Raw genomic sequence first — 25,882 nt, 5'->3', positions numbered from 1 at the left:
GCCGGCTTTTTTTATTATCTGATTAATTTTACGCTTTCAATATCTCATTCCTGCATTCCTATGAAACAATTTTCGTCTTTCGTTGAATATGGATTTCGACGAGCCCTTATCACCTTTGCCGCGGTTTTCTGTATCTTTTTATCTGTTGTGAATGTCTCTGTTAGCAATGTGGCCGGCCCTGATATCAAAGCAAACCTGGGTATTTCATTTGACCAGGTGAACTGGATCATGGCTGCTTATTTCGTTGGTAACTTAGTGATCATGCCAGTCAGTGCCTGGCTTTCGTGGATGTTGGGCAGAAGAAATTATTTCCTCATTACGGTCCTTCTTTTTACGGTTTGTTCATTTTTCTGCGGTCATGCCACTGGTATAGGCGGGTTGATTATTTTCCGGTTTCTGCAGGGACTTGGCGGCGGCGGTATGTTGGTGTTGTCGCATACTGTTATCACAGAAAGCTGGCCTGTTGAAAAGAGGGCTACTGCACAGGTGTTTGTCATATCAGGCATCCTGGCGGGCAAAGTATTGACAGGGCCTATCGGAGGGTATATCACCGATAACTATTCATGGTCTTTTGTCTTCTTTGCCAATATTCCGGCGGGTATTATTGCGGGCGTGTTTGTACTGGCGTTTGTCAGAAACGGATCTTATGAAAGAGCAGCTATTGATATCACACTGGCAGGGCTGATACAAAACGTCCACATTCGTACAGCGCTTGTATTATCCTTCCTGACAGCCGTTGGCATCACCGGGTCTACTATTAACCCTACCTCTTTGGTGGTAACAGGCATACCAGCCCCCATCAATATTTTATGGTTTACCGTCCTGGCGGTAGTGGTGCTACTGGTCGTTACCGCGGTTGTCATTGAAAATACCAATGGATTGCGGTATGTCATCACAGCGGGCTTATTACTGCTGGCCATCAGTTGTTATATGTCATCCAGCTTCGCTTCGGTGGACCTCAACTGGCTACTGCCTGTCCGCGGTATAGCTATTACGTCGCTATCGCTGGCAGTGAGCACTTTAATGCTTACCAGACTGAAGGGCGAACAGATCGGCCAGGGTGTGGCGCTATATAACATGATGCAGCAACTGGGAGGCGTTATTGGTATTTTACTGTTTTCCGTATGATCTACCTGTATCGTTCGACCAATCCAATACCTGTTTTGGAGAAGATGGTATCTGTTTTATCACTGCCGGAGCATTATATTGGTTATCTCTCTATAACCCTTATAAACTACAGTTATGAAAACACCTCCGGCAATTGCCACCCTCCTATTGGCCAGCAGCGCCCTGTTCACCCTTACGCACTGTACCAAAAACATGAGCGACCTTGACGGTAAAAATGCTGTTACTGCTAACGGCCATCCTGTCGCTGCCGTCAATGTGCAGTCGCTCCTGTTTGATGGCGACGCTGCATTAGGCGCTTCCAACGTCTGGAAAGTACTCAACGTGGAAGGTTCAGGCACCATCACGGTGGATACGGACCCCACCTACGGGCAGGTATGGAAGTTCTACAAACCTGCCGGCAGCCACCGCACCGAAGGACACGGCGCTAAAAACTATCAGGCTGCGGAAGGCGATGACATCTACATCGGATGGCGGTCTAAGCTGGACATACCCGCCAATCAGAACACCAATGCGATATTCCAGTGGAAAGCGTATGGCTCTACCCTCCCCATGACGCAGAACTTCCCGATCGTAGTCAGCACCAATAGCACGGGCAACCTTCACCTGATGCATTACGCCCCTGGTAAGATAGGCACCGAAGTATGGGTAACACCGCTTTCCCGCAACACCTGGAATTCCATGGTGCTACACATCAAAGTATCCAGAGACGCCAGCATCGGGTTCATCGAGTTCTGGTACAACGGTGTCAAACAAACGCTCGTGAACGGTACCCAGCGATACCCCGCACGCACCCTCGATGCCGACTACTGCGATCCTAAATTCGGCGTGTACGGCGGAGATCCGGCCGACATCACCAATTATGTGCATGCTATTAAAATTGCCTCCTCCTACGCAGAGGCCGCACCGGACGGCGGCAGCAGTAACTTGTCCGCCACCCTGTACCAGAATTGCAGCTACGCCGGATGGTCCGCCGCTTTCGGCACTGGCTCCTACACCGCAGCCACTATTGCTGCCAAAGGTGGCATCGATAATGATGCCTCTTCACTCAAAGTACCGGCAGGATTAAAAGTTACCCTGTTCGACGGTGACAACTTCACCGGCGATTCGCTGGTATTAACCGCTGACGGCAGCTGCCTGAAGAACAATAACTTCAATGATAAGGTGTCTTCCTTAAAGGTAACATCCAACTAACCTACGGTACGTATATCCATCTCCGTTACTAATGCCTGAAATGCTGGACCGGCGCCCCTGAAGACTTCATCGTCCCACTGGTGGCGCCTGCCGGCAGCCCATTGGCCTCGCGGATCAGCTGGAAGATATGATCTGGCCGCACCAGCACATAATCTGCGTTCAGTGAGTTAGCAACGTTTTTAAAACTGGTAGGCGTTACGTTCTGCCACGGTTGCGCCTGTATGATAATGAAGCGCGGGCTGGTCCTGTTCCATCCGGCAGCGGCAGCGGCGATATGATCTTTCATGGCCTGTTCATTGGTGCAGTAATTACAGGATAGTGCCATTCCGGGCAGGCTATTGTTGTAAATCGTCAGGCCGCCACCGGTATTTTGTGCTGTCATACCCAATAATGACGGGGCTTTCAGCGCGAAAGTCTGCCCCGTGTTCTGATTGATACCACCGGTGATGGTATTCCAGATCGTTACCACCCGGAAGCCGGCACGCTGATTATACGTTTCAGTTTTGGCCACAAACTGATTCAGCAACTGCTGATCAGGCCAGCTATTGGGGTACGTATAGCCGTAACCGGAAGGACCGGATATCAGGTTGTCGTTATTGGTGGAAGACTGCCACAGGTAGTTGAGCGCACCGGGCATGGCATCTACCATGGCGGGCGACAGCGTCCATCCGATGGGAACAGCGCCGCGGTCCGGATTGCTCCACAGCTTACGCATCAGGTGCTCGATGTACTGCAGGTTATCGCCATCGCTCAGGATAAAGGCGACATAGAGTTTATTTTGCAACGGCGGTTTAGGCGGCATGGGCTTGATGTTGATCGTTCTGGAGGTGCCACTGTGCAATGTCAGGTTAGTGCACCAATCGCTCGCAATAGTGGGAATGCCATAGGTAGAAGAACGTTCCACGCCCGGCCCTTCTTCCGGCCACCATCCCATAAAGTTGGCGCCGGCAGGCATCGCGGCGAGGAAACTATTGAGCAGGGTACTTTCTGCCGGCACGGCGGGGTCCAGCCATATCACCGCCGCCCCCAGCGCGGCAGCGTATTCGCGCAAGGCTGCCTTGTGCGCCTCAGGATTCAGCCCTATCAACAAACGATGATCGAGATGAGGCCAGTAAGTATTATACAACGTTTGATACACCTGTAGCTTGCTGGTGAATTGCCCGCGCAGGTCCACCACAATAGGGATATTATAAGGCGCGGCCGTTAGCCGCGAAAGCAGCAATGGTGATACTACCAGCGCGCGACGGTCTTTGGCCAGCACCGTGGCCAGGTTAACGGTATGTATCTGTGCGGGATCGTACACGATCAGACCGGATATCTCACTGCGGTATTTGGCGATAAGGCTCCATTTATCGGTGACCTCAGACCAGTTCAGCCCCAACGACTGCAACCAGGTATAAGGCCCCTCTGCGAAAGCATCCCCTTCATAGGAGAAAATACGTGGCCGCGTGCTGTTAACGATGCCTTTCAATGAAGCAAACAAATACATCTCGGCAGAGGAGCTGTTCTGCTGAACGCCCACCCAGTCGACTTTTATGTACGCGGCGCCCCGCCAGTATATTCGTAGTTCTATAGACTGATTGTCGGCCGGAATGGTAAAGGGCAACGTAAAATTCGTATAGTTGGAAGCGATAGGAAACTGCTGCCGCGTAATGGTCTGTGAAGCCAGCACCTGGCCGGTGGTAGCGTTCCTTACGTCGATATCCACCACCGGGTCATTATTGGCGGTGTTGTTATCGATCTTCATCCGGAACTCGGCGATGTTAGGGCCGGCGGGCAGACTGTTGTCGTAAGGCCCATACACCATATGCTGATTAGGTGCATCGATACCGGTCTGGCACAGCCACCCGTCAGTTTCCAGCCGTCCGGTTTTATGGCTGAGAGACGGCCCTTCGGCTTCCCATCGGGAGGTGGTTTCACGGAGCATAATTAAGTCCTGCGTTTGTGCCGGCGCAGGGAAAGAAGGCAGGACCTGATTCGCCGGCCAGGAAATCTGGGCGGACAGCTGCATGGTCAATAATAGCGGTAAAGGCAACAGCACAGCGATGGTCCTGATAAACAGACGTTGTGGGTTTGACATAGATTTTAAATTAAAACGATCGTTAACAATGAGGGAATACGGCAATAACGTGGAGAACAGGAAAATTTAGTTTAGGTCAACCTATTTTAATTTGATCTGTTCTATTATAAAAATAATCATTAAACCTTAAAAAAAGTAGCATATGCAACTCCAAACACTGCTAGAAACTGTACTGATGTTAATCGTCGTTATTTTAGTGACGCTTTCGGCTATTATTACGCTCCCTAATAGCGGTATGTAATGTAGAAAAAGGCTTGCAGGGAATGCCTGCAAGCCTTTTGTATATGCCAGGAAATATCATCTCAATACACCAGCTCCATCTTCTTCTCCAAAAAACCATCTCCATAAGCCACGCCAATACGATCTCCTTTTTTGATCTTCACCCTGTCCTGTGCCAGCAGCAGGGAGGACTGCGCCACCTTCAGTACTCCTTTAAATTCCTGACTGCCGGCGGTGAGGGAAATCACCCCTTTTTTCTCTCCGTTAACAAATACCGTAAGCGGTAGTAACCCTGTTACCGGCGCCTGCCACGAAATATACAGGCCATCCTGCTTACGGGTAAACGACACCGGGTGGTTATCATACCAGCTCAACACGGCGAGACTCATATTCCAGGCGGTGTTATGCGCAATCCACCCTTCCAGGTGCCGGTCTTTCCCCAGCGGATGAAAGGGATACATTTCTGTTCCGGGCACACAGCTCAGCGAGCCACGACACAGTTCCAGCCGTGCCGTCACATCCTCAATATAGCCGTTGGGGTAACCTTTGGAGATGCCCCTGAACCCTTTTTCAGGGTGATGTGCCGCATGAGCGTTCAGCGGATTACGGCCATAGAGGTTATCAAAATGCGCATACGCGATCTGCTCCAGCCGTTGTTTTTTTGCAGGATTTTTCACGATCGATGCTGCCAACAACGCCGACGCAGGAAAGCCGGCCACGTTGCCTACTTCGTTGTACGACGGCACGGCCCACGCTGTGTCCCCATCGTACTTTCTGAAGTCCCAGGCATTATCGGAGCGGCGGACCACAATATCCGCCCACTGCTCTATTTTGGCTTGTAGTCCCGCAGGCGCCTGGTCTTTGTAACGCAACAGGTAGATAGCAATGCCCGACATGAGCATATGTTCGCTCATGCGTTGCCCTTTCGTCACCAGCGGATCTTCAAAGTTCAGCGAATCTATGATCCAGGCTACCTGTTTGTTCGCTGCCTGCAGATACGCGGCTGCGCCGGGAAGCTTTTCTCTTTTAGCCACTTCATACATCAGCAGATTAGGCAGCACGGAAAATCCAGGTGCATGGCGGCCTTTGGAGGAGCCTACTTCGCGTTGTACTTCCAGTAAACCGACTTTCTCCCAGTTGCTGCGCGCGAAATATAATGCCTGCTGATAGAGTTCCCGGGAAAACCATTTATCGACATACGGATACGCATATAGGAAAAAGGCGAACTGCGCAAGTGTTTGCGGATGCAGCTGCCGGGGCAGTGAATCGCCGCTGGGGTCCTTTGTTTCGGGGTTCATGAGATAATACCCGATGCCCCAGTGCACATTCATGAGCACATCCGGTATCTGTTTGCCCAAGGGCTTGTCCACCGTCGTAAAGTATTTCCGGGTAGATGCCAGGGCTGTTTCATCGGCCAGTCCCTTTATGAGTTTAAAATCCGGTTTCATCACCATCGCTTTCAGGCTATCATAAGAAACGGTGGCCGGCATGTTGTTATAGGCTGCGGGGTTAGACAGGTACATCCATATCAGGGAAGGCACCTCATAAGCGTAATAGGTGCCATCGCGCCAGGGGCAGCCACCATAGGCAGAATGGTGAACGCCTGTGACACTGCGACAATCATTCATGAACCACACGGAAGGCGCCAGTCCTTCTTTTTCTATCAGGAACGGGGCAATCCGAAAAGGGTAAGAAGTGCCATCCGGCAAACGGCCTCCTTTCACCTGTATCACATACGTCTGTGTCGGATCTGCCGGCCTGAAGCCGGTAAAATCACCGATGCCGTTATGTGTTTTTCCCTTATACAACGGCGTGTTGCCGGCACCGGTAGTAATGTAAAAATCGACACTGCCTTGCGGCGCCGTGGGCACAGTAAAGCGTTTGGGCGCCGAAGTGTTATAGCCTGTCTGGTTCACGCACACCCAGTGGGCAGCAGGACGGAAGGTAGCGTCCTGCGCATCGGCCATTGATACGGCGAATAGAAAAATAGAAACGGCCAGCCATGCCGACCTGATTTGTTGCATCATATTTACCGATTGAAAATGATCTGTCTGTCTTCCAATAAACGGGCACGCAGCAGGTCGTAAGGCACTTCCTGCACGGTAGTCTGACGGTCTATCGCCAGGCTCGCCGCCGTGGCGGCAGACTGGCCCAGCACCATGAAAACCGGCTCCATCCGGATGGAGCCATAGGCCGCGTGTGTAACGGAGGCGCAGAGCGGCACCAGCAGATTGCCACATTCTCCACGCCGCGGTATGATCGCACGATAGCTGATGCCAAATGGCGCCGGTATGTGCACGAACATGCCACCTTCGCTGGTGACGAAGCCTTGGGGTGATACGAAGAGTTTGATGGCGTGGGAATCCATGTGATATGATCCAAGCCCTACAGGGTCCGCCGCCACTTCCTTACCCAGGGTGGTGTGCTCAGTGATCACGACATCGCTGACCATGCGACGGGCCTCCCGGATATAAAGCTGAAACGGCCAATGTCCTGTATCCGTAAACTCGTCCTTTGCCAGTCCCCATGGAACATATTGCCGACGAACGGCTTCAGGGATGCGCGGATGGTGTTGTAAAGTCCAGATCAGTCCCCGCTGCCACTGTTCATGCATTTTAGCGATGCGCTCCCGGGTAACATAATCTGCCTCCGGATAATCGTGGTTCATGCCCACAAAATCCGTGGAAATATAGCCGTTGTTGTTAGTGTCGGTTTTACCATTCGGTAGCAGGTCAAGCTTTAGAAAACTGCCACCCAATGCCGTTTTGAAAAATTCGCTCTCCATCCCTCCTGCTTCGATGAAGCGGAACAGCAACTCATAATCTTCTTCCCTGTAATCAGCCGGTTTTTCAAAAGGTACCCTGTTTTCGGGAATGTTGGTCAGACATAACCGATAGTTGTAAGCCTGCACCCCTTCATCGCCTTCCCCTACTTTCCCGCCCCAACCGGGATAAACACGGTCCAGGAGACCGCTTTGGGGATGGCCTTTTATTTTGTACGGGTCGATACCTTCCGGAAACCTGCCCGGAAGCGGCAAAGGGCGGATGCCGTTGTTCGTTTCATGATACCGGTCATTAGGTTCCCGCCCAACTGTATAAGACACACCGGATGCAGCCATCAGATCGCCTTCATAGGTAGCGTCAATAAACATTTCAGCCGTAAAGACACGCCCCGATTCCATTTTGATGCCGGTGATTTTTCCGTGCTTCATGCTCACGCCACTGCCGCGATGAAGCCGTTCATGCCGCACAATGGTCACCTGTGCTTCCGTTGTCATTTGATTGAACAGCCGTTCTGCCACGGAAGGTTCTACGATCCACATCGTTTGATCGTTTGGTGGCAGCGGCACATGTTGCTCTGGCATGTGGTGCTTTTGCTCCCATTTCCAGGCGGCGTCCTGCTGATAATGTTGCCAAACCCGGTGGAAATACTCCCGTGCCAGTCCGCCTATCGTTTGCGGATCTCCAACGTCTACCCAGCCCAGGCCTCCGCTTGTCAGTCCGCCGAGATGGCTTCCCGGCTCTATCAACGCTACTTTGCGTCCCATGCGGGCAGCCTGCACGGCGGCCATTACGCCGCCGCTGGTACCACCGTAAACGACGATATCATATACGTCCGCCGCCGGCTGAAAAGCCGCTCCCTGCAAGCCCAACAACGGAACAGCTGCGCTCAGCGCCAGCAGGCCGGTGTTCCGGATAAAATTACGTCTGTTTAAATGGTCCATCTGTTTACCGGTTGCTCGTGGGAAAATTCCCGGGATGTAGGAAGATGTTTTCTCATAACGGTGGAACCTGGTCCTGGTCGGTGATCATACCTGGTCGCTAAAAGTACTGTCTAATATTGATTTAAATTTTGATAAAGAATTTGATGGAACAAAATATTTCGGGAGATATTTTTCGTGGGAACGCTCCCATTATTATGGGACTGTTCCCACGATGGAAGTGTGAGGGAGAAAAGAAAATACAAACTTAAAAACAAAGCCTTGCAGATAACTCCTGCAAGGCTTTTATGCCCGTCACCGTTTCGGGTGTTGTCAATAATAGATATCTACGATGCCGTTAGGCGTACCCTGTGTTACCACCGTAGAATGCTGGCCGCAATCCGTAACAGCATTGTCTACAGACCATGACAGGGGCGCCTGTGCGCCGCCCACTCTCAGATCGATACCACTGAGCCTTGTTTTGGCGGTATTGGGATAGTTGGAGCAGGTAACCACTCCATACGCTTCCATGGATTCCGCCGCCCAGTAGAGGGTGGGAATGTTGTTCACGGTAAGATTAATAGAAGGATAGCCGGTAAAGACTGACGTATAGCTGCGGGTGCTGCCGCTACCGCCAATGAGGCTCATGATGCCCTGCAAATTGGTGCCCGGGTTCACGCGTATCAGGTTGCTGTATACCGTGTTCGTACCTACGTACCAGTTAGCAATGGCCCAATAGTAACCACCGCCGGCAGCAGAGGGGCCCCACTGCAACACCGGCTGCAGGATGTTGTTGGCATTCTGCAATCCGTTGAAGAGGAAGATGGTCTGGCCGGAATTCACTGTCGGAGCGGGAGGGACCGTCCAGCTGGTAGCGAAATAAGAGATGGCCGAAGCGGTGTTGTTCGTCCAGTAGGTGTAAGTGATCCAGCCGGAACCCAGCGGGAATATGCCACCACCGGGCTTTTTGGATTTTTCCGGATTGAACGGCACCCTGGCGGCATCCTGTTCGATGGCGCCGTAATCGGCCAGCACCTTACCATTGCGGTCGTATTTACGCAGCCTGTTACCTTCACCGCTGAGGTATTCTCCGGTTTCAATATGATGTACCTGTGATTGGGCCACCCAGCCTGCCGGCGTAAGTACCTGGCCCTGGTGATCGTTTATTTGTACTTTGTCGGCCGGCGTGGCTGCGTTGTTCTCAGCTGAGGTGCCGTTCTGCTCTTTCTTACAGGCAGAAAATACCATGGCACTCAACAGCAACAAAGAGAGGATGTATTTGCTCATAAATAGGGGTTTGGGTTAAGAAATATGAGAAAAGGAGAAACGGATAGATCGGGCGACTACTAAAATAAAGCAAATCACTGCGAACAGGCGGTATATCCCGCCACCATGGCAGTCTTTAGGGGTTTATGCCTCAGGGGCCGGTATTGGGGTCGTATCCGGCTCGTTTCATCATAAAATAACATCTCATTCCGGAAAAAAAATCTATCTTAAATAGATAATCGAAAACCTGAGTTTTATTTTGAAAACCTGAATGTTAAATTTTAACCGATGAGAAAAACAGTTGTTTTAAGTGCCCTGTCAGCTTTATTTTTTGTACAAAGCCATGCCGCTTCCGTTACGGAGAAAACAGTAAACCCGTCGTCTGTTACAGAGAAGCCTGCCGACAAGATTTCACAGGAATTTAATGTCCGGATAACCCTGGTGGATATTCATGGGGCGCCTGTTACAGGAGGTTCAGGCCTGCGCGGCTATTGGGCGCAGAATGTAGCCACCGGTGAGTATTATTACCCCGGTGGACAGGAAGATGAAGACAAATTTGAAAACCTCCCTGCCGGCACATACACCTTTGGTGCATATCCTGGCAACTGGGATGGCGCTGTTTCCAAAACAGTAACGCTCAGCAGCGGAAATGTAGGCCCTGATGGCTACATCGTGGTAACATTAACCTATTGGGTAGAATAGATCACCTGCAAAAAATCAAATAAAAAGACCGGCCATAGGTCGGTCTTTTTATTTGCCCGGGCGGGCAACTTTCTGCAAACTAACATTCTCACATACGGCATATACCGCATAGAAGAACATCAGGGTAAATATGGTGTATTTGCTGGTATTCGCTCTGTTCACTACCGCATAGATGGTGATACCTGCCAGACAAAGCATCATTCTGCTGATCATGGCTCCGTATACACGAAGCATAAACACAGCATTGCTTTCTGCCTGTACGCCTTTGCGGCTCATGTTGTAGGTAAATGCTGACAGTAAAGCCAGTGCGAGGTTTCCGAAGAGCAACACATTGTGGTGTACTCCATTGTCCAACATCCAGTTCTTAAATAAAAATAATACGCCGTTCAGTAAAATAAAAACGCCAATGACTCTAAAGTAAAATCTATCCCACATTTCTGTTCAAAATTCTGTTCTAAAGTTGTGAATGAGGGCGCAAAGTTAAGATCAAAATAGATAACTGCAAAATGATAGCAGTAAAAAGAAGGATAATAAGGCATTATCCGCATAAGAATAGCCCCAAAAATCCCCCAAAGACCGTAACCAGTGTAAACACCAACTAATTAAAAATAATTAATATACTAAAAATTAGTGTTATTGCAATTACCTGCTTAAAGGAAAGCGCCGTTTACATCGAAACTGAAATATCCTGACTCCCCTGCCTGGTCACTTCCAAATTCCCAAGGCACACTCCACTTAAACAATAAGTTATCCTAACTACAAATGATCTGGTAAAAACTGTTTTGTTGTAGATTGTGATTCAATATTGTCGATCACCCCCAAACAAAAAAAGAATGTCTACTCCAAACACACCCGGAATTTATGGCCGGATCAAAGACAATTTAAGCATGATAGTATTACTACCTACGCTGCTGGGAGGAATCTGGCAGCTGGCAGAACTGCTGTGTATACACCCTTCCTGTATTCGTTTTTTTTCCGTAACTCAGTTAATTCCGGACGGCCTGCTTATTCTATCTGTCCTCTTGCTCATATGCCTCCTGAACGTGCTTATTATACAGTTACCCAAATGGGCTGTCCATACCATTCTGGGATCAGGCAGCATGGCCGGTAATAATAAAGAGCAGCCGGATCAGGAAGGTATAAAACCAGTACATCCTGTGTTTGGAAAGGATGAGATAAAAGTGGTTATCACATTTTCCCTGTCGGTTATCATGTTGTCACATTATTTTTGGGTAGACACGCTCCAGGCTGCATTCAAAGGTAAAAGAATCAGCTTATGGGGAATCATGAAAATTACCGTATTCTGCCCGCTAATATTTCTCATGTTAAAACTGATCTACCAAAAAATCAGGGCGCATTTTTCCCCGGCTGTAGAAATCATCATCTGTATAGTTCTTGTGATTTCCCTTGCTCCTTCCATTATGCTCTTTCTTTTCTGTCTGAAAGTGTTTCATAATTCATTTTTACTTCCCGAGAATTTTAAAAACACTACTAACATAACTCCCACCTCCACCCCAGCCCGGGAAATAATATATTTCAATGATAAATACATCTTCCTTAACAGAAAGGACGGACAATACCCCGACACTATTGAAGTGAGGAAATTTGAAGATTTTATACAAAACACTTCACCACAACCATAGTTGACAGATCGGAATACGCAATGGCATTTGTATACCGGATAAAAAAACTTATCTTCGCTTCCACAGTGCCGGAAGCCATGTAAACCCAATCCATGCTTATACATTCCGGCTGTACCTGTAATAACGAAAACCCGTATCAGGCAAGACATTCCGGACAGGGCGTTTAAACCTACAACTGCTGACCGCGCAGCGATGTAAAATTATCAATGATGCTCTGCTGCCTGAAACATCAAAACAATATTCTGGCCTGTAAAAAAACAACTTATGGATCTAATGCTAAGAAAGGAAAGACTCGCAGGTTTCTTATTTTTAGTAGGTATTCTTTCGGGGATATTTAGTGTTTCCCCTGCAATCGACTCTGCAAGGTACCTGACAGAGGCGGCCGCCAACAACAACAGGGTCATCCTGTCAGCGATCTTTCAGTTCATCATGTCGCTGTCGTATGTGGGGATTGGCATTCTGCTATATCCTGTTATCAAAAATTTTGGCAGTAGTTTATCCATTGGCTTTCTCAGCCTGCGCATAATAGCTGCCACGCTGGTGATCGTTGGTATCATCCTGCTGCTATCGGTATTGGTGGTTAGTAAGACATTCAGGGAAAATGAAGCGCAGGCTGCGTTTCATTATGCAGCGATGGGGGAAGTATTGAAGGTGACCCGTGATTATATCAACCACGTATTTATGATCCTGGTTTTATGCGCAGGCAACATCATGTTTTATACCCTGCTGCTGAAGGCAAAGCTGGTCCCGCAATGGCTCTCAGTATGGGGCCTGGTCGGCAATTTATTATCTGCACTGGCCAGTATCTTCAGTCTGTTCCAGCTGCTGGACATCATTACCACGGAATACCTGGCCATGAATGCACCGACCGCCCTCCAGGAAATGATCCTGGGAGGCTGGCTGATGATGAAAGGATTTGAGAAAAGGCCCGTGGCAGTGCCCACATAGCTGTGGCACAGCAATGCCTGTCCGGGCAGGAATTCCCCGGACAGGCATCAAACGCTTGTACGTTTCTTCAGCGATCAGGTCACTGGTTGACCGCCTTCACTTCTCTCAGGTCAAAATAACCGTTATAGCCTTTCATATATACCACCGCACGATGGCCGAAAAGCATCATGGCTTCGGTCCTGGTCTCCAGTTCATTGTCATAGTATGCCGACAGCACTTTGGTACCGGGCGGGCATGTTTTATTCCACCTGTCGATGAGCGCCGTTGTGGCTGCCTGTTGCTGCTGACGTGCCATCGCTTTTTCACTGAGCGCCACAGGAGGTGTTGCGGCCACCGCCTGCTCAATGCCTGGTTTGGCAGCGGTTTGCGCGGCAGGCGCATACTTTCTTTTGATCGCTGCGACCAGCTTCGTTAATACATCTCCTACTCCCAGCTCTTCAAATTCCATCTCTCCCTGTGATAACAGGTAGGTAATACTATCTACCCATCTTACACAACTGGATAACTGGCCGGCCAGATTCTCCCGTACATTTTCCGCGGTATAAGGCAGCCCTGTTACATTGGCGATCACCGTTATGTTGGGGGCGGAGAAAGTGATCTGTTGTATGAACTCCCGGAATTCATCTCCGGCGGGTTTCATATAGCGTGAGTGGAAAGCACCGCTGGTATTCAGTGGAATAAATACTGCGCCGGCCTTCTCAAAATGCGTTTGTGATTTATTAAGATCTTTCTGCAGGCCGGATACCACGATCTGATTGGGTGAGTTCAGGTTGGCAATATCAATGGTGGTGAGTTTTGCCTCTTTGAGCACTTCCCGTATCGCCTCTTCCGGCGTATTCAGAATAGCCGCCATGCCGCCGTTTTTGGCCTGGCTCATCAGTTCCCCTCTCTTCTTTACCATTTCGAGGCCACCTTCGAAGCTGATCACGCCGGCGGCCTGCAAAGCGTTATACTCACCCAGACTATGCCCGGCGAGATAGTCGGGCAGTTTTCCTGTCGTCTCAATTTTTTTCAGATACGACAACGCATTCACCACAAACAAAGCGGGCTGCGTATACTGTGTCTGATTCAGTTTGCGTTCAGGATCGTTCACACAGAGTTCTTCTATGGAATAGCCCAATATTTCATCTGCTTTTTTTACCAGCTCCGGAAAATGGCCGAAAAGGTCTGCTCCCATTCCTTTTACCTGCGAGCCTTGTCCGGGAAATACGTAAGTCTTTTTCATTTTATTTGATTTTTAAGACGTTGTTATAATTTTTCTCCATCCTGTTCCCGTCTGAAAATGATGCTGGTATTGATACCGCCGAAGCCGAAAGCGTTGCTCATGGCGATATCTGTGCTGTGCTGGACAGCGGCAGCACCGCAGAACTGCAGATGGGTGCAGATGGGTGTTTCCAGATTTTTATTGCCGTGCAGAAAACCGCTGCGTAGCTGCTCCACGGTGGCAATGGCTTCCACGAGGCCGGCAGCGTACAGGCAATGGCCTGTCAGTCCTTTGGTGGCGTTGAGCCATAAGCGGGAAGCATGCTCGCCGAACACCTGGCCGATCGCGGCCGCTTCCGTTTTATCGCCCAACGGAGAAGAGCTGCCATGTGTATTGATATAGCCGAGGTCTGTAGCGGATAATCCGGCCTGCCGCAAGGCCGACAGCATGGCTTTGGTTTCGCCGTTGATATTCGGATCGGCGGAGCTGTTAGCGTCGAGGTTCAGGGAGCTGCCCATGATGGTGGCCATGAGCGGCACGCCCCGCCTCCGGGCGCTTTCAGCGGATTCTATGATCACGCAGGCGCCGGCCTGTCCGTAAATAAATCCTTCATGCGCGCTGTCGAACGGCCGGCAGGCTTTCTCCGGCTCGTTGGCATAATGCTTCCCTCCCATAGCGCCGATATTGACAAAGCCCTGTATATCCATCGGTGAAAGATCAGCCACCACGCCCATAACAAGGCAGACATCGGCCAATCCAAGCTGTATCAGCTGGCAGCCTTTGATAATGCCTACGTTACCGGTAGCGGAGGCGCCCCCTACGACAAAGCCTTCGCCTTTGATGTCAAACAGTTCGCTCAACACCCCTACCTGGTTGGTTTCCAGAAATTCGAGCGCATAGCGTGGCGACAGGTATTCCGGGTCCTTCCTGAATTTGGGCATGATATCGTACTGGTAGTTCTGTGTGCTGTTTTGCCCCGCTACGATGAGTCCTGTCCGGTCCGGGGACGGTCTGTCACTGAACAGCCGTGCACTATGCCATGCCTGCAGGGCTGCGATCAGCGAAACCTGTATCGTCAGCGGCGCCCGGCGTCCCAGCCGCCTTGCCTGCTCCAGCTTTTCTGCTGGTATGTCCTGTAGGCGTTCCAGCGATCCCAGAAAATGAAAATGCTGTATGTCTGCGACAATATCCACGGATACTGCCGGTTCTCTCACGGAAGGTACTTTTCTGATACCGGACTTACCGGCTTGCAGCGCCGCGCTGAATTCCGCAAGGTCGTTGCCTATGGAAGAGATAATCCCCATTCCGGTGATGCCTGTTTTACTGAGTGCCAACATAATACTGCCGGGTTAAAAGCGTGTACGTGTCCGGACATAGGTCCGGCATCCTTTTGAAAGAAAAGAAGGAGTTATTGCGCTGCGCGTTCGGTATAATGTTCAGCCAGCACTTCTACCAGCCCTTCAATGTTATTGACGGCAGCAAAACTCATCAGTGGCAATTTCATTTCCAGTGCTTCCATGGAGAGGGTCACTACTTCCATGCGGTCGATGGAGTTGGCGCCCAGCTCCCTCAGACTTTTTTCAATGGTAATCTTCTCTGGCTGCAGATCAGGGAGTACTTCTAAAATGACGTCCTTTACGATCGAATAAATTTTTTCCTTTTCCATAGTGATTTTTTTTGTTGATAAAAATGTGTGCATCCTGCAGGCTACTGTCGTCCTGCGGGGTGATGGGGTATCTGGTGGTTAATAAAATTTGAAATGTCCGCTGGTGTCCTGCCCTTTCCGAAGACGGTACGCGGCAAAGTCATGCGGATTTTTAAACTGTAGGTAGATGTTATCTTTCAGCAGCTGCTCAAATGGTTGCCCGGGTGGTTTACCATACATATGACCGGGGTAGATCCTGGTTTCCGGCGTCAGCATCTTTTTAAGGCGTTCCAGGCTGTCAAACATCGCATGTGCCGCGGGTATGTCTGCGCACAGTCCGCAGCCTTCCGCAAACAAGGTATCGCCACTGAAAAGATGATTGCCGATGAGGTAACAGGTGCTTCCTTTGGTATGTCCCGGCGTGAGGATAGGTTGAATGATCATCCGACCGACGGACCATGGCATCATCTGTATGCCGTTTAACTGCTCTATGTTAAATCCGGAGGTATGTATTTCTTCGTGGGACATCCAGACGGGGCAATGGAAGGCGGCTGCCAGCGGCTGCGCCAGATGGATATGGTCCGGATGCGCGTGAGTGACCAGAATGCCGCTCAATGTACTGCCGGTGTCTGCAAGGGCCGCATATACCTTTTCAATATCCCAGGCAGGATCTATGATAACAGCGCGGTTGGTCACCCTGTCCACCACCAGGTAGCTGTAGTTGACAAAGGAGAGGTACTTCATCCGGAGTACCACCACTTCTGCCACCTGCAGCTGATTCGTTGTGTCAATAAAATTTATATCCATATTCCTGAAATTTTCTGTCATTGATATACTCCCGGCATGTTGTGCAGGCCCGCCAGGGTATGCTGCATCTTCTCCAGCCCCATGATATCCCGCCCGAACTGATTCACCACCGGGATGGACATAGCACCGGAATCGGCCGGCAGAATATATTTCACCAGCGTAGCCAGTGAGCCGCTGGCACTGAGATCAATGAACACCGCCTCTCCTGCTGTCAGGGTATTGACGACGGTATTTTCAAAACTTACAGGATAGCGGATGGCTTCCCAGAAATGTGCAGGGTGCAGCTCTTTCAGGACAGTAGCTGTCAGGGAAGAGATCAGAGGGATACTGCCGGGTATCATCGGTACTTCCCGGACAAGCTGCCGGCAGGCTTCTCCCACCGGATCTATCAGCGGCGTGTGAAAGCCCCTGCACACAGGCAATTGCTGCGATATGATATTCATCTGGTTGAGCGCGGCCCGCAATGCCTGCATGGCAGCCGGTAATCCGCTTACGACAAAATTGTTTTGAAAGTTGGTGCCTGCCAGCCAGCACTGGCTGAAAAGCTCCGGATAATCCGCCATGATCATTTTGGGCGCGAGGATGGCCATCATTTCTGCTTTGGGCGTTTGTTCCGCCAGCCTGGCTATCGCTATCATCAGCCGGATGCCGTCTTCCAGGGACACAGCGCCGGCCGACACTGCGGCAACAGCTTCTCCCATACTATAACCCAGTAGCAGGTCCGGACGTATGTCCATCTCCCGGAGCACCTGGTATAAACTATACTGAAAACACAACAACGCGGGGTTGGTATGAAGGAGGTTGTCAAAAGGTTCCCCCTTTCCTTTTCCCCGGTACAGTATAGCCGTCAGCGATGTCTGTAGCAGCGGAGCGGCAATGGTGTCGCAATGGTCCATCCAATACCTGAACCGGGCGTGCTTTTCGTACAGCTCCCTGCCCATGTGATAGTATTGGGTGCCCTGGCCGCCAAACATGAATATGATACGTTTGTTCATGGAAATTGCTTTTCTGATAACAGCGTTGTAGAATTAAAACTGGTATTGAAAGGTAAGCCCCAGCAGCTTTTCATCGCGGTACCGGTAAAAACCGCTTTTTTCGTTGTTAGTTACCGGGAAGTTCAGATAAAAGTCTGTGGTGACATGATCATTCCAGTTATAGGATGCTGTCAGCAGGTTGAAAAAACTGGAGTAAGGTCCGTTGTACATCGTCACGCAATTGATCGACAGGTCATCGTTCTTCAGCTTCTTGCTGAGGACAAACAGTATCATATAGTTGTTCTTCGGCAGTCCCACCACCTCATTATCCCGGTCCATGATATGATAGTTCACCGCTTCCAGTCCCAGTGTCAATGTGCTGTTGACGGTGTAATCCACTCCCAGTGAAGCATCGAAGGCGTTCCTTTTCACGACCTGAAAAGCGGCGTCATTGAAGGTTTTGGAGAACTTCATGGCGGCCTCGCCTTTGATCAGGAAATTCTTGATCGCATAGTTGAAAGTAGCGCCGCTGATAAAATACGGCTCCTTGCGCTGAAGCATCAGCCCCGGTTTAACCAGGCGAACAGCATAATCATTGTTGATCAGCCGCGCGGCCATAACGCTTACATCACTTTTGCCGAAAGTCTTTTTCCATCGAAAGCCTGTTTCAAAAAAGAAGCCGCGCTGTTGTTCCATCTGGTATTCAACGCTGCCGTTAAAAGGATCGATGTAGTAAGCAGTGCCGGGCTTGGGATGCTGATTGAATCGCGGGGCCGGGTTAAAAAAGACGGTCCAGTTACCAAACGAGGTATACTGATCTACCATCAGCATCAGCTGCGCAAACCGTAGTTCATCGACATTCAGGTTTAGCGGTTCGCGGTAGTCCAGTGGACTTATCTCATTCGTTACAATGGCAAATTCTGATTCGCCCCAGTCTACCGTCTGCATTCCCAGCTTAATACTCGTTTTACGGATACTGGCCTGGATATAGGCATCTCTGGTGAGAGAGCCGAAGGCTATGTCAACGGCAGTTGACTTATCGTTCATCCAGAGTTCCGTTGGCCTTGTCCGGTGGTCGCTTTTCAGGAAGGAGAACAATTTTGTTTCCGCCTGCAGCGAGATGTGGTCAGAGAGTGATTTAGAGTATTTCAGCCCCAGGGAGAAACGGTTTTTCCGGATCCTGTCGGGCCTGGTGAACTTATAAGCCACCTCGTAACTTAACCGGAGACGCAGCGGGCCGAAGACGTAGGTGTTCCAGAAAGAAGGCGGTGTCTTTTTCCCTTCTTCCGTTATTTTTTCTTCGGTCGTATCAGGATCTCTGGTGATGGTAGAATCGCTTTCAACAAGTTCCTGGCCATAGCCAAAGGAAATATTGAGCAGCAGGAAAACAATAACAGTGGTAACATTGCGGATGCCTGGGCGGATCTTCATAGTTTCTTCTACAATAATTTACTCGGTTTGTGTGGTTATTTTGATGGTATTGATAAGGTAGCCATGCTGTGTCAACTGCCTTCCCACGGGAACTGCCCTGTTTTCACGAACCTGGCGATTTTGTCCAGATTTTGCTGATCAGAAAAAACTTCGATATTGGCGGCCAGCGCGTGCGGCTTTGCTTTGTCGGAAAAATCGTGTAGCCGTTGCAGGTAGCGTTTATAGCGGGAGATGGCCTGTTTGGACAACAACCGCAATCGCAGCAGATGTTTCCGCAGCAGGTTTTCACTGTTGGCCTCACAGGCATCTGCCAGTCCCCACTCCTGCGCTTGTTTCGCTGGTATGGGCTGCGTCATCAATGTCATGTAATTAGCCCTGGAGAAGCCTGTACGCCGGATGAGGAAAGGCATCACGCAGGCGGGCATGAGCCCGAAGAGCAGTTCAGACAAGCTGAAAACAGCTTTCTCCTCACACAGCACCAGGTCGCAGGCCGCCACAAAGCCGATGCCGCCGGCATTGGCTTTCCCCCGCACATGCGCGATGGTCACATAAGGGCCGGTGGCCAGCTGCTTCCAGAGGTCATAGAGCGGTTCAGGGTTTTGTTCCTGATACCGCCCGCCGTTTTCAACGCCTTGCTGGATCTCTTTAAAATCCGCCCCGAAACAGAATACTTCCGGGGTGCCTTCCACGACCACAATTTTGGCCCTGTCTTCGCACTGTTCCAGCACCTCCGAAAACTCCCTGATCAGGTCATCATTGATCGCATTGTTGGCTTCCGGGCGATGAATCTGAATAAAGCAGATGTCTTCTTCCAATCTGACTTTAATGGTCTCATATCCGGTTGTATGACTTAAGATACCCATTCGTAAATCCTTTTAAATTCTTTAATCTCTTTCAGGAAGAGTGTTTCCCTGCCGAGCGCTTTCCTTGCCTGCGGAACGAAGTCCGTATTGAGCGTCACGTTGCGCGTGCCGAACCTGACGGCATTGCTGCCTACCAGCAGGTTTTCATATTCATCCATCTGCAGCTCATACCTTTTGTCCAGCTGTTCTCTGATGTTGTGGCGTTTCAGTATCTGCTGGCTTTCGCTGCTGACCACCCCGCTGAAGAACTCTGAGCAGCAGCCCGACCCATAGGAAAAGCAGCCTACACGCTGCGGCGCGTCGAAGTTGCCGTTTTCGATGGTGCTGACCAGCGACATCATGGCCGTGGCGCCCATGATGTTGCCGATGCGCTGGCAGTAGACCAGGCCTGGCACTACCCTGTCGTCGAAGTCAGCTTCGATGTCTTTGGTCTTAGCTTTTACCGCCTTGCGCATCAGGTTGCGGTGAGCGCCTTTGACCATACCACCGAACGGCGTATGAAAGGCCAGGTAGCGGAAAGTACTGGCATAATTGGCTTCCGGCACACGCTTCTGGTATTCGAAGTAGGCGTTTTCACAGCAGTCGAGGTACGACAGCAGCGACAGGTCGGAATCTCCGGCTTCGCCGTCTGTGGTAGGCCGGCAGGTGTCCATGACCTGAAAGCCGTAGTAACCGTTGGCCCCGATGTCGGACTGGAACACGTAGGGTGTTTCGCTGACCAGCATGGCCACTGCGCCGGCGCCGCCGCTGGGTTCTGCAAACGACCACTCCATTGTGAGCGCATCGCCGCCTTCTTCAATCATAAAGCGGGACACGTCTGTGGCAATGACCAGCGCCTTCGCTCCCGGCGAAGCCTGAGAGAGAATGAAGTTGAGCGCCATCTGATAACCGGCCACGCCGGAATAACAGGCGTTTTTCAGTTCAAACAGGCGGCAGTTGCGGTTGAGGTTCAGTATCTCATGAAAATAGGTGCTCATCGATTTGCCAAAATCGAAAGACGATTCCGTGCAGGAGATCACCAGTTCAATACGGTCTTTCTCTTCAGGGCTCAGCGCGTCTATCAGCGGCTTGGCAGCATTTACGCCGAAAGTAACCGGATCTTCATAAGGTAACGCAACGGTTTTTTCTTTCATCAATAGGTTATTAAACCTTGATGTGTCCAGGTTGCGATGTGTCGCCAGCTTTTCTACATTCAAAAATGCTGTGCCTGCAAAAACATTCATCGCTTCAATTCCTGCTACGCGCATCATAACGTTGTCTGTTGTTAAAGGGTTAAAGAAAATTTCCCTGACGGAGATGCAGGGCTGTTATCACGTGGACGGATACAGGTTATTATCGGGGGTAAGCATACACCCGGTGAAGGGCAGCCTGTGAAAACTCATCGAGTTGCAGCTGCAGGTTGCTTTCCGCCTGTGCCATCACTTTCTTCTGTTTGCTGTCTGTTTTAGCTTTGAGCTGACTGACCACCTTCTGCAGCACCTGCGTCAGGGTATCGATGTCTGCTTCGGTATTTTCTATGCCAAGGCTTACTCTTACTACGCCGGGGAGCTGTGTCTTGGGGGCCACCGTCAGTACAAAACGCTGTACCTGCTCCAGTACCGGGGTGATTTCTATCAGCCGTTTGATCAGCAGGTGGGCGCAATGGCAGCCGTAACGCACGCCGATGCCACCTCTGCGGAACATCTCTTCTGCGAGCTTGTTGTGCAGGATACCTTTCGTTTCAAAAACAATCACGCCGATTTTGTGCTCAAATTTTTCTGACTGTTGGTCGCTGATGCCGAAAAGTTTGATACCTGGTATTTTGGAGAGATGGTCCAGCGCGCGTCTTGTCAGCACCTGTTCTTCTTCATGGATAACATCCAGGCCTATACGACGCAGCAATACCAGTGCTTTACCCAGGGAAGCGATGCCACCGATGTTATCTTCTCCGGAGGTCTGTATCTGTCTGATTTCTTCCGGTTTGTATTTCAGTAGTCCTTTCTTCACCACCAATACGCCTGTGCCGAAGGGAGCATACACCTTATGGGCAGAGAAAGCCAGATAGTCGATGTTGTTTTTCGCTATTTCCACTTTACGGTGTGCCACTACCTGTGCGCCATCCACCATGAGGCGGGCGCCATACTTGTGTACGATGGGACTGATTTTTTCAATGCTGTTGCAGGTCCCCAGTACGTTGGAAGCACCGGTCAGCGCCACTACTTTGATCCGTTTTTTGCCGTACTTATGTTCCTGGTTGTATTCCCGCAGGTTTGTTTCCAGCTCGGTCAGGTTAATAAACCCGTCGGCATCAACAGGCAGTCTTACCAATGCATTATTGGAGGCCATCCGCCAGGGCAGGTCGTTGGAAGAGTGTTCCAGCAGGGAAATCAGCACTGCCGGTTCTGTATCGTCCACTTCGCGGCTCAGGCTTTCTGATACCAGGTTGATGGATTCCGTAGTGTTTTTGGTGAAGATGACATCGTAGTTTGCCGCATCTGCGCCCAGCAGATCGCTGCAGATCGCTTTTACTTCACGGATAGTTTCCTGTTTCCGTTGTTCCGGCAGCCGCAGCGCCTGGCGGAAGGCATTCCATATCGGCAGGAAAGTGCGGGTACTGGCGCTGTTATCCAGGTTCACAAAGTGTTTGCGGCCTTCCATGGTGGGCACGATCAGCCCACGGCCGATCAGCGTTTTGCGAAGCTGCTCCAGCAGTTCCCGGCCTGCATAGTTTTCCAGTTCATCTTTATACAGCAGTTCGGCTACGCTCAGGTCTGTACGGGGAAGTTTCCGGAAAACATCTTTTCCGTAGCGTTTCAACATCAGCAGGGCTTTGCTGAAAGCAATCACATTGATGATGGCAGGCGTGCCGGCTTCAAATTTATCGGGCCCGGTATGCCAGATGATCCATCCTGCCGCTACCAGCCGGGCGGTTCCTCCGCCGCATTCTGACGGTGCTCCTTTCGGCACGGCTTTCTTATCAATAGCGATAGCAGTGATGCCCAGCGGCAGGCCTACTTCCAGGCTTGTCAGCAGCTGGTAGCTGCTCGGGTTGAGCTGCGAGGTCAGTTCGTAGGTCCTTTTGGGTGAACAAAAAATAACGATGTATTTTTTGGGGTCCAGTCCCATATACTCCAGGGTGACATCTCTGGCGTGATCATATAAATGCGAAGACACCATGGAGTTGTGCCCGCTTCCGCGATGTACGTTGGAATAGGTTTCCAGCGCTGCATAGATGCCGCGCTCCAGTTCAGCGAATGCCGCCTCTGACCTGTTGCTTTCAGGCATGCCGTTTCCGCCTGATCGGATCTGATCAGGTGCGTTGTACTTGGTAGTTTTCATTTGGATTTCGTTTGTTTATTTGTTTAACGAATCAATTTTACAGGAGTAATTTTGGTTAGGATGACTTCTTTGCTACAATAAAATATTGCCGGCCCTGCTGCCGCAGGCATTCTGATACGGCGATCCTGAATCCCGCTGCGGTCATAGCCCCCTGCAGATCGTCGACACCCAGCAGGCTGAGTGCCGGGATCATTCCGGTTTTGCTTAACAGCGACAACGCGAATCCCGTCACGCTTTTTTTGCCGAAACATGGAGTGACAGAAATGAACAATCCTCCGGGCTTTAATAAAGTGTGTATCCTTTTCAGTGCTCCGGGCATATCATCCAGCAGATGCAACAGGTAGATGCCCAGGACCACATCAAAAGAGCCCGGCTTAAATTGCTCGTCAAACAAAGAGGACTGTGAGTAGTCTACATTCCGGATACTGCGTGCCTGTGCATTACGCTGCGCTATCCGGATCATTTCAGCGGAGATGTCGATACCCTGCACGGCGTATACATCGCCGGCAATTTCATTCGCTAAAATACCGGTGGCGCAGCCGAAGTCCAGAACGGCATCCTGCTTTTTCAGATACTGCCTGGTGCCGGAAAGGATTTTCATGCGGACTTCCTTGTCCTTCATTTCTTCTTTGTCGTACCCGGGCGCACTCTTGTCCCAGAATTTTTCTGATTTCTCCATACTGAGGGTTTTACAGGTTATTATCTGTCAGGTTATTTTGCAATGACTGTAACGGGGAGGATGCTACGTACAGTTACGTTACAATATCATTTATTTTGCTCAATATATTGCTTAATTACCTTTAATGCGTATCTGATGTCCTTATCTTTTGTTTCTATTCCCAAACTTATCCTGATAGATTCCTGCGCAGCCTCGTCGGTGAGGCCTATCGCCTTCAGCACATGAGATGGTTTTTTTAAGGAAGTGCTGCATGCTGAGCCCGCAGAAACAGCGATGCCATTATAATCCAGCATTTTCATCAGTTCTCCGCTGCCAATACCGGGAAAGCTCACGTTAATGGTGTTCGTCAGGCAGTTGTCCATAGGGGAATTGATGATCAGATCTTCCTTCATTGTTTTCAATTCGCTGAGAAATATTTTCTTCTGGGACTGATTTTTCGCAGCGGCTGTTACCAGTTTGTTGATATGCTTACAGGCTTCTCCGAAACCGGCGATATTATGGATGGACTCCGTACCGGCGCGCATACCTTCTTCCTGGTGACCACCATGCAGAAAGGGTATCAGCGGGCTGCTGATCCGGGCGTACCAGGCGCCGATGCCTTTGGGACCATAGAGTTTATGCGCAGAAAAGGTGGCGTAGTCAACACCCAGTTCTTTTACATTGACAGGAATTTTGCCCAACGCCTGCACACAGTCGGAAAAAACCAGCGCACCTTTGGATTTGGCGATGGCAGCCACTTTTTTCACATCCTGTACGGTGCCGATTTCATTGTTTGCCAGCATACAGCAGACGAGGAAAGTCCGGTCATCCACCATGGCTTCCAGTTCCTCCAGTATGATATGTCCCGCGCGGTCTACCGGGCAGTACTGCACCGTTATGTTTTTACCCTTCAGATATTCCAATGTATTGATAACAGAAGGATGTTCTATCGGAGTAGAAATGATTTTATTTTTCTCCGGATAAAAATGGTCGCTGACTGTTTTTAACAACGCGTTGTTGGATTCTGTTGCACAGCTGGCAAAATAGACTTCATGCGAATGCGCCCCAATGGCCGCAGCCACCTGTTCCCGGGCCCTTTCAATGATCTGCGCCGACATTTTCCCTTTAGCATAACCGGAAGAAGGATTGCCCCAGTAAGATTTCATTACGCGGTTCATAATACTGCGTACCGGCGAGGCGATGTGGGTGGTGGCGTTATGATCGAAATAAACGTTCCGTTTACTCAATAACCGTTTTATCATGAAGATCAGTTTTATAATGCGGCAAGTGCGTCGATGAGTTTTTTACATCCGCCGTTTTTAATGTACTCGGAGTGATCGTCTATATCTTTGAACTCCCTCCCGGTGATCTTGCTGCACTGCACTTCGGAATCCGTTTGTACATAGAAGGCCCTCAGCATTTTTTTTGTTTCGTCGCTGTCGAAGGAGGAGGCTGATTTACCAGGATTCTTTTTAATCCAGTCGACCATTTTATACCAGATGGCCGCGCTGAGGGCGCCGCATTCCTTGCCGCTCAGGCCCAAGCCACCGGCATACCCGGCCACCATCAGCATTTCTTCTTCCGTACCGCCCATTTTCCTCACTACTTCTGATGCGCAGCTAACAGATCCCGGACAGAAACTGACCGTGTCGTCGGTCAGTCCTTCTTCAGCCGATTTGATGGCTTCCGGCGCCCATTTACCGGCGAGTTTCAGGCAGGTAAAGGCTTTACCGGTGAACAATACTTTCAGCGGGGCCAGCTTGCCCGACAGGTCCATTTCTGTAATGTCGCGGCAGCTGATGGTGTTGGTGCGGCTCCTGAACGACTCCATCAAATGCTGCGTGGCGGTAATGGCCATGGCAATGGCCGTGCCGGTATCTTTATTTCTGCGATAGGATTCCGCGCCGGCGGCCAGCACTGCGCCACCGATCATGCCGCACTGATAGCCCTTGTTCAATAATCCTCCCGCAAACGGAGAGGCGGCCACTTCTGCCACCTCATTGGGAATGCCATACTCGGCATTCAGCAGTGAAACAAACGCGGTGCCGCAGGTTCCCCTGGATAGTACTTTTAAGCCGTCTTTAATAGCTTTCATAAAGGAAATT

At 50.4% G+C, this 25,882-nt stretch carries 22 protein-coding genes; 5 read left to right on the top strand and 17 right to left on the bottom strand.

Annotated features, from left to right (window positions below; translation table 11 throughout):
- The first annotated feature begins 60 nt into the window (after positions 1-60).
- Together ICL55_RS33040 and ICL55_RS33035 are read left to right on the top strand one after the other, a co-directional pair.
- Positions 61-1,128: an MFS transporter gene (locus ICL55_RS33040; protein ID WP_246496820.1), complete on the top strand. Its 1,068-nt coding sequence runs from the start codon at positions 61-63 to the stop codon at positions 1,126-1,128.
- Between the two features lie 114 nt (positions 1,129-1,242).
- Positions 1,243-2,319, top strand: coding sequence for a heparin lyase I family protein (locus tag ICL55_RS33035; RefSeq protein WP_188105945.1), 1,077 nt, complete (start codon positions 1,243-1,245; stop codon positions 2,317-2,319).
- Between the two features lie 28 nt (positions 2,320-2,347).
- Here ICL55_RS33035 and ICL55_RS33030 read toward each other — a convergent pair whose 3' ends face one another.
- The 4 genes from ICL55_RS33030 to ICL55_RS33015 all read right to left on the bottom strand — a co-directional run bounded on the left by ICL55_RS33030 (position 2,348) and on the right by ICL55_RS33015 (position 9,605).
- Positions 2,348-4,399 carry a GxGYxYP domain-containing protein gene (locus tag ICL55_RS33030; RefSeq protein WP_188105943.1) on the bottom strand — a complete coding sequence of 684 codons (2,052 nt, stop codon included), beginning with the start codon at positions 4,397-4,399 and terminating at the stop codon, positions 2,348-2,350.
- Between the two features lie 302 nt (positions 4,400-4,701).
- Positions 4,702-6,645 (bottom strand): early set domain-containing protein, encoded by a 1,944-nt coding sequence (locus ICL55_RS33025; RefSeq protein ID WP_188105941.1) that lies wholly within the window; start codon positions 6,643-6,645, stop codon positions 4,702-4,704.
- 2 nt (positions 6,646-6,647) lie between these two features.
- Entirely contained in the window at positions 6,648-8,342 is a 1,695-nt protein-coding gene (locus ICL55_RS33020; RefSeq protein ID WP_188105939.1) for an FAD-dependent oxidoreductase, read from the bottom strand.
- Between the two features lie 309 nt (positions 8,343-8,651).
- Positions 8,652-9,605, bottom strand: coding sequence for a hypothetical protein (locus ICL55_RS33015; RefSeq protein WP_188105937.1), 954 nt, complete (start codon positions 9,603-9,605; stop codon positions 8,652-8,654).
- A 267-nt stretch (positions 9,606-9,872) separates the two neighbouring features.
- Here ICL55_RS33015 and ICL55_RS33010 point away from each other — a divergent pair, with 267 nt between their 5' ends.
- Positions 9,873-10,286, top strand: a complete 414-nt coding sequence (locus ICL55_RS33010) for a hypothetical protein (protein ID WP_188105935.1) — start codon at positions 9,873-9,875, stop codon at positions 10,284-10,286.
- 48 nt (positions 10,287-10,334) lie between these two features.
- Here ICL55_RS33010 and ICL55_RS33005 read toward each other — a convergent pair whose 3' ends face one another.
- On the bottom strand, positions 10,335-10,643 hold the full coding sequence (locus ICL55_RS33005) for a hypothetical protein (RefSeq protein WP_188105933.1): 309 nt from the start codon (positions 10,641-10,643) through the stop codon (positions 10,335-10,337).
- A 476-nt stretch (positions 10,644-11,119) separates the two neighbouring features.
- Between ICL55_RS33005 and ICL55_RS33000 the strand changes: the two genes are divergently transcribed.
- Together ICL55_RS33000 and ICL55_RS32995 are read left to right on the top strand one after the other, a co-directional pair.
- Positions 11,120-11,929, top strand: coding sequence for a hypothetical protein (locus ICL55_RS33000; RefSeq protein ID WP_188105931.1), 810 nt, complete (start codon positions 11,120-11,122; stop codon positions 11,927-11,929).
- A 264-nt stretch (positions 11,930-12,193) separates the two neighbouring features.
- A complete protein-coding gene (locus ICL55_RS32995; protein ID WP_188105929.1) occupies positions 12,194-12,877 on the top strand; it encodes a DUF4386 domain-containing protein in 684 nt (227 codons plus the stop codon).
- Between the two features lie 79 nt (positions 12,878-12,956).
- Here the strand turns inward: ICL55_RS32995 and fabD are convergent, their stop codons facing one another.
- From fabD to ICL55_RS32935, 12 genes are all read right to left on the bottom strand, one after another.
- Positions 12,957-14,102, bottom strand: a complete 1,146-nt coding sequence (gene fabD / locus ICL55_RS32990) for an ACP S-malonyltransferase (protein WP_188105928.1) — start codon at positions 14,100-14,102, stop codon at positions 12,957-12,959.
- A 23-nt stretch (positions 14,103-14,125) separates the two neighbouring features.
- Positions 14,126-15,418, bottom strand: coding sequence for a beta-ketoacyl synthase N-terminal-like domain-containing protein (locus tag ICL55_RS32985; protein WP_223151676.1), 1,293 nt, complete (start codon positions 15,416-15,418; stop codon positions 14,126-14,128).
- Positions 15,419-15,489: 71 nt separating this feature from the next.
- Positions 15,490-15,747, bottom strand: coding sequence for an acyl carrier protein (locus tag ICL55_RS32980; protein WP_188105926.1), 258 nt, complete (start codon positions 15,745-15,747; stop codon positions 15,490-15,492).
- A gap of 78 nt (positions 15,748-15,825) precedes the next feature.
- Positions 15,826-16,533: an MBL fold metallo-hydrolase gene (locus tag ICL55_RS32975; protein ID WP_188105923.1), complete on the bottom strand. Its 708-nt coding sequence runs from the start codon at positions 16,531-16,533 to the stop codon at positions 15,826-15,828.
- A 17-nt stretch (positions 16,534-16,550) separates the two neighbouring features.
- Entirely contained in the window at positions 16,551-17,528 is a 978-nt protein-coding gene (locus ICL55_RS32970) for an acyltransferase domain-containing protein (RefSeq protein WP_188105921.1), read from the bottom strand.
- Positions 17,529-17,561: 33 nt separating this feature from the next.
- Complete coding sequence (locus tag ICL55_RS32965; protein ID WP_188105920.1) at positions 17,562-18,938, bottom strand: DUF1302 family protein; 1,377 nt, start codon at positions 18,936-18,938, stop codon at positions 17,562-17,564.
- Between the two features lie 71 nt (positions 18,939-19,009).
- Complete coding sequence (locus ICL55_RS32960; protein WP_188105918.1) at positions 19,010-19,801, bottom strand: enoyl-CoA hydratase/isomerase; 792 nt, start codon at positions 19,799-19,801, stop codon at positions 19,010-19,012.
- The gene (locus tag ICL55_RS32955; RefSeq protein ID WP_188106318.1) at positions 19,789-21,048 is read right to left on the bottom strand and encodes a hydroxymethylglutaryl-CoA synthase family protein; all 1,260 of its coding nucleotides are present in this window, start codon (positions 21,046-21,048) and stop codon (positions 19,789-19,791) included. The genes ICL55_RS32960 and ICL55_RS32955 overlap by 13 nt, the downstream gene beginning before the upstream one ends.
- An 85-nt stretch (positions 21,049-21,133) precedes the next feature.
- On the bottom strand, positions 21,134-23,119 hold the full coding sequence (locus tag ICL55_RS32950) for an aminotransferase class V-fold PLP-dependent enzyme (RefSeq protein WP_188105916.1): 1,986 nt from the start codon (positions 23,117-23,119) through the stop codon (positions 21,134-21,136).
- A gap of 55 nt (positions 23,120-23,174) precedes the next feature.
- The gene (locus ICL55_RS32945) at positions 23,175-23,798 is read right to left on the bottom strand and encodes a class I SAM-dependent methyltransferase (RefSeq protein WP_188105914.1); all 624 of its coding nucleotides are present in this window, start codon (positions 23,796-23,798) and stop codon (positions 23,175-23,177) included.
- A gap of 86 nt (positions 23,799-23,884) precedes the next feature.
- On the bottom strand, positions 23,885-25,039 hold the full coding sequence (locus ICL55_RS32940) for a cysteine desulfurase family protein (protein WP_188105912.1): 1,155 nt from the start codon (positions 25,037-25,039) through the stop codon (positions 23,885-23,887).
- An 11-nt stretch (positions 25,040-25,050) separates the two neighbouring features.
- On the bottom strand, positions 25,051-25,872 hold the full coding sequence (locus ICL55_RS32935; protein WP_188105909.1) for a C-GCAxxG-C-C family protein: 822 nt from the start codon (positions 25,870-25,872) through the stop codon (positions 25,051-25,053).
- Positions 25,873-25,882: the final 10 nt, after the last annotated feature.

This window comes from Chitinophaga varians (genome assembly GCF_014529945.1).
GTDB classification, from domain to species: Bacteria; Bacteroidota; Bacteroidia; order Chitinophagales; family Chitinophagaceae; genus Chitinophaga; species Chitinophaga varians.
The sequence above is the reverse complement of the archived record's forward strand: the minus strand, read 5'-3'. Positions and strand labels throughout refer to the sequence as shown.

Excerpts from the sequence above, each read along its gene's own strand:
- ICL55_RS33010 (WP_188105935.1), top strand. The coding sequence starts at position 9,873 with ATGAGAAAAACAGTTGTTTTAAGTGCCCTGTCAGCTTTATTTTTTGTA.
- ICL55_RS32995 (WP_188105929.1), top strand. The coding sequence starts at position 12,194 with ATGGATCTAATGCTAAGAAAGGAAAGACTCGCAGGTTTCTTATTTTTA.
- ICL55_RS32965 (WP_188105920.1), bottom strand. The coding sequence starts at position 18,938 with ATGAAGATCCGCCCAGGCATCCGCAATGTTACCACTGTTATTGTTTTC.
- ICL55_RS32950 (WP_188105916.1), bottom strand. The coding sequence starts at position 23,119 with ATGAAAACTACCAAGTACAACGCACCTGATCAGATCCGATCAGGCGGA.
- ICL55_RS32955 (WP_188106318.1), bottom strand. The coding sequence starts at position 21,048 with ATGCGCGTAGCAGGAATTGAAGCGATGAATGTTTTTGCAGGCACAGCA.
- ICL55_RS33030 (WP_188105943.1), bottom strand. The coding sequence starts at position 4,399 with ATGTCAAACCCACAACGTCTGTTTATCAGGACCATCGCTGTGCTGTTG.
- ICL55_RS32980 (WP_188105926.1), bottom strand. The coding sequence starts at position 15,747 with ATGGAAAAGGAAAAAATTTATTCGATCGTAAAGGACGTCATTTTAGAA.
- ICL55_RS32960 (WP_188105918.1), bottom strand. The coding sequence starts at position 19,801 with ATGGGTATCTTAAGTCATACAACCGGATATGAGACCATTAAAGTCAGA.
- ICL55_RS33040 (WP_246496820.1), top strand. The coding sequence starts at position 61 with ATGAAACAATTTTCGTCTTTCGTTGAATATGGATTTCGACGAGCCCTT.
- ICL55_RS32940 (WP_188105912.1), bottom strand. The coding sequence starts at position 25,039 with ATGATAAAACGGTTATTGAGTAAACGGAACGTTTATTTCGATCATAAC.
- fabD (WP_188105928.1), bottom strand. The coding sequence starts at position 14,102 with ATGAAAAAGACTTACGTATTTCCCGGACAAGGCTCGCAGGTAAAAGGA.
- ICL55_RS32935 (WP_188105909.1), bottom strand. The coding sequence starts at position 25,872 with ATGAAAGCTATTAAAGACGGCTTAAAAGTACTATCCAGGGGAACCTGC.
- ICL55_RS33005 (WP_188105933.1), bottom strand. The coding sequence starts at position 10,643 with ATGTTGGACAATGGAGTACACCACAATGTGTTGCTCTTCGGAAACCTC.
- ICL55_RS32945 (WP_188105914.1), bottom strand. The coding sequence starts at position 23,798 with ATGGAGAAATCAGAAAAATTCTGGGACAAGAGTGCGCCCGGGTACGAC.
- ICL55_RS32970 (WP_188105921.1), bottom strand. The coding sequence starts at position 17,528 with ATGAACAAACGTATCATATTCATGTTTGGCGGCCAGGGCACCCAATAC.
- ICL55_RS33035 (WP_188105945.1), top strand. The coding sequence starts at position 1,243 with ATGAAAACACCTCCGGCAATTGCCACCCTCCTATTGGCCAGCAGCGCC.
- ICL55_RS33000 (WP_188105931.1), top strand. The coding sequence starts at position 11,120 with ATGTCTACTCCAAACACACCCGGAATTTATGGCCGGATCAAAGACAAT.
- ICL55_RS33020 (WP_188105939.1), bottom strand. The coding sequence starts at position 8,342 with ATGGACCATTTAAACAGACGTAATTTTATCCGGAACACCGGCCTGCTG.
- ICL55_RS32985 (WP_223151676.1), bottom strand. The coding sequence starts at position 15,418 with ATGTTGGCACTCAGTAAAACAGGCATCACCGGAATGGGGATTATCTCT.
- ICL55_RS32975 (WP_188105923.1), bottom strand. The coding sequence starts at position 16,533 with ATGGATATAAATTTTATTGACACAACGAATCAGCTGCAGGTGGCAGAA.
- ICL55_RS33025 (WP_188105941.1), bottom strand. The coding sequence starts at position 6,645 with ATGATGCAACAAATCAGGTCGGCATGGCTGGCCGTTTCTATTTTTCTA.
- ICL55_RS33015 (WP_188105937.1), bottom strand. The coding sequence starts at position 9,605 with ATGAGCAAATACATCCTCTCTTTGTTGCTGTTGAGTGCCATGGTATTT.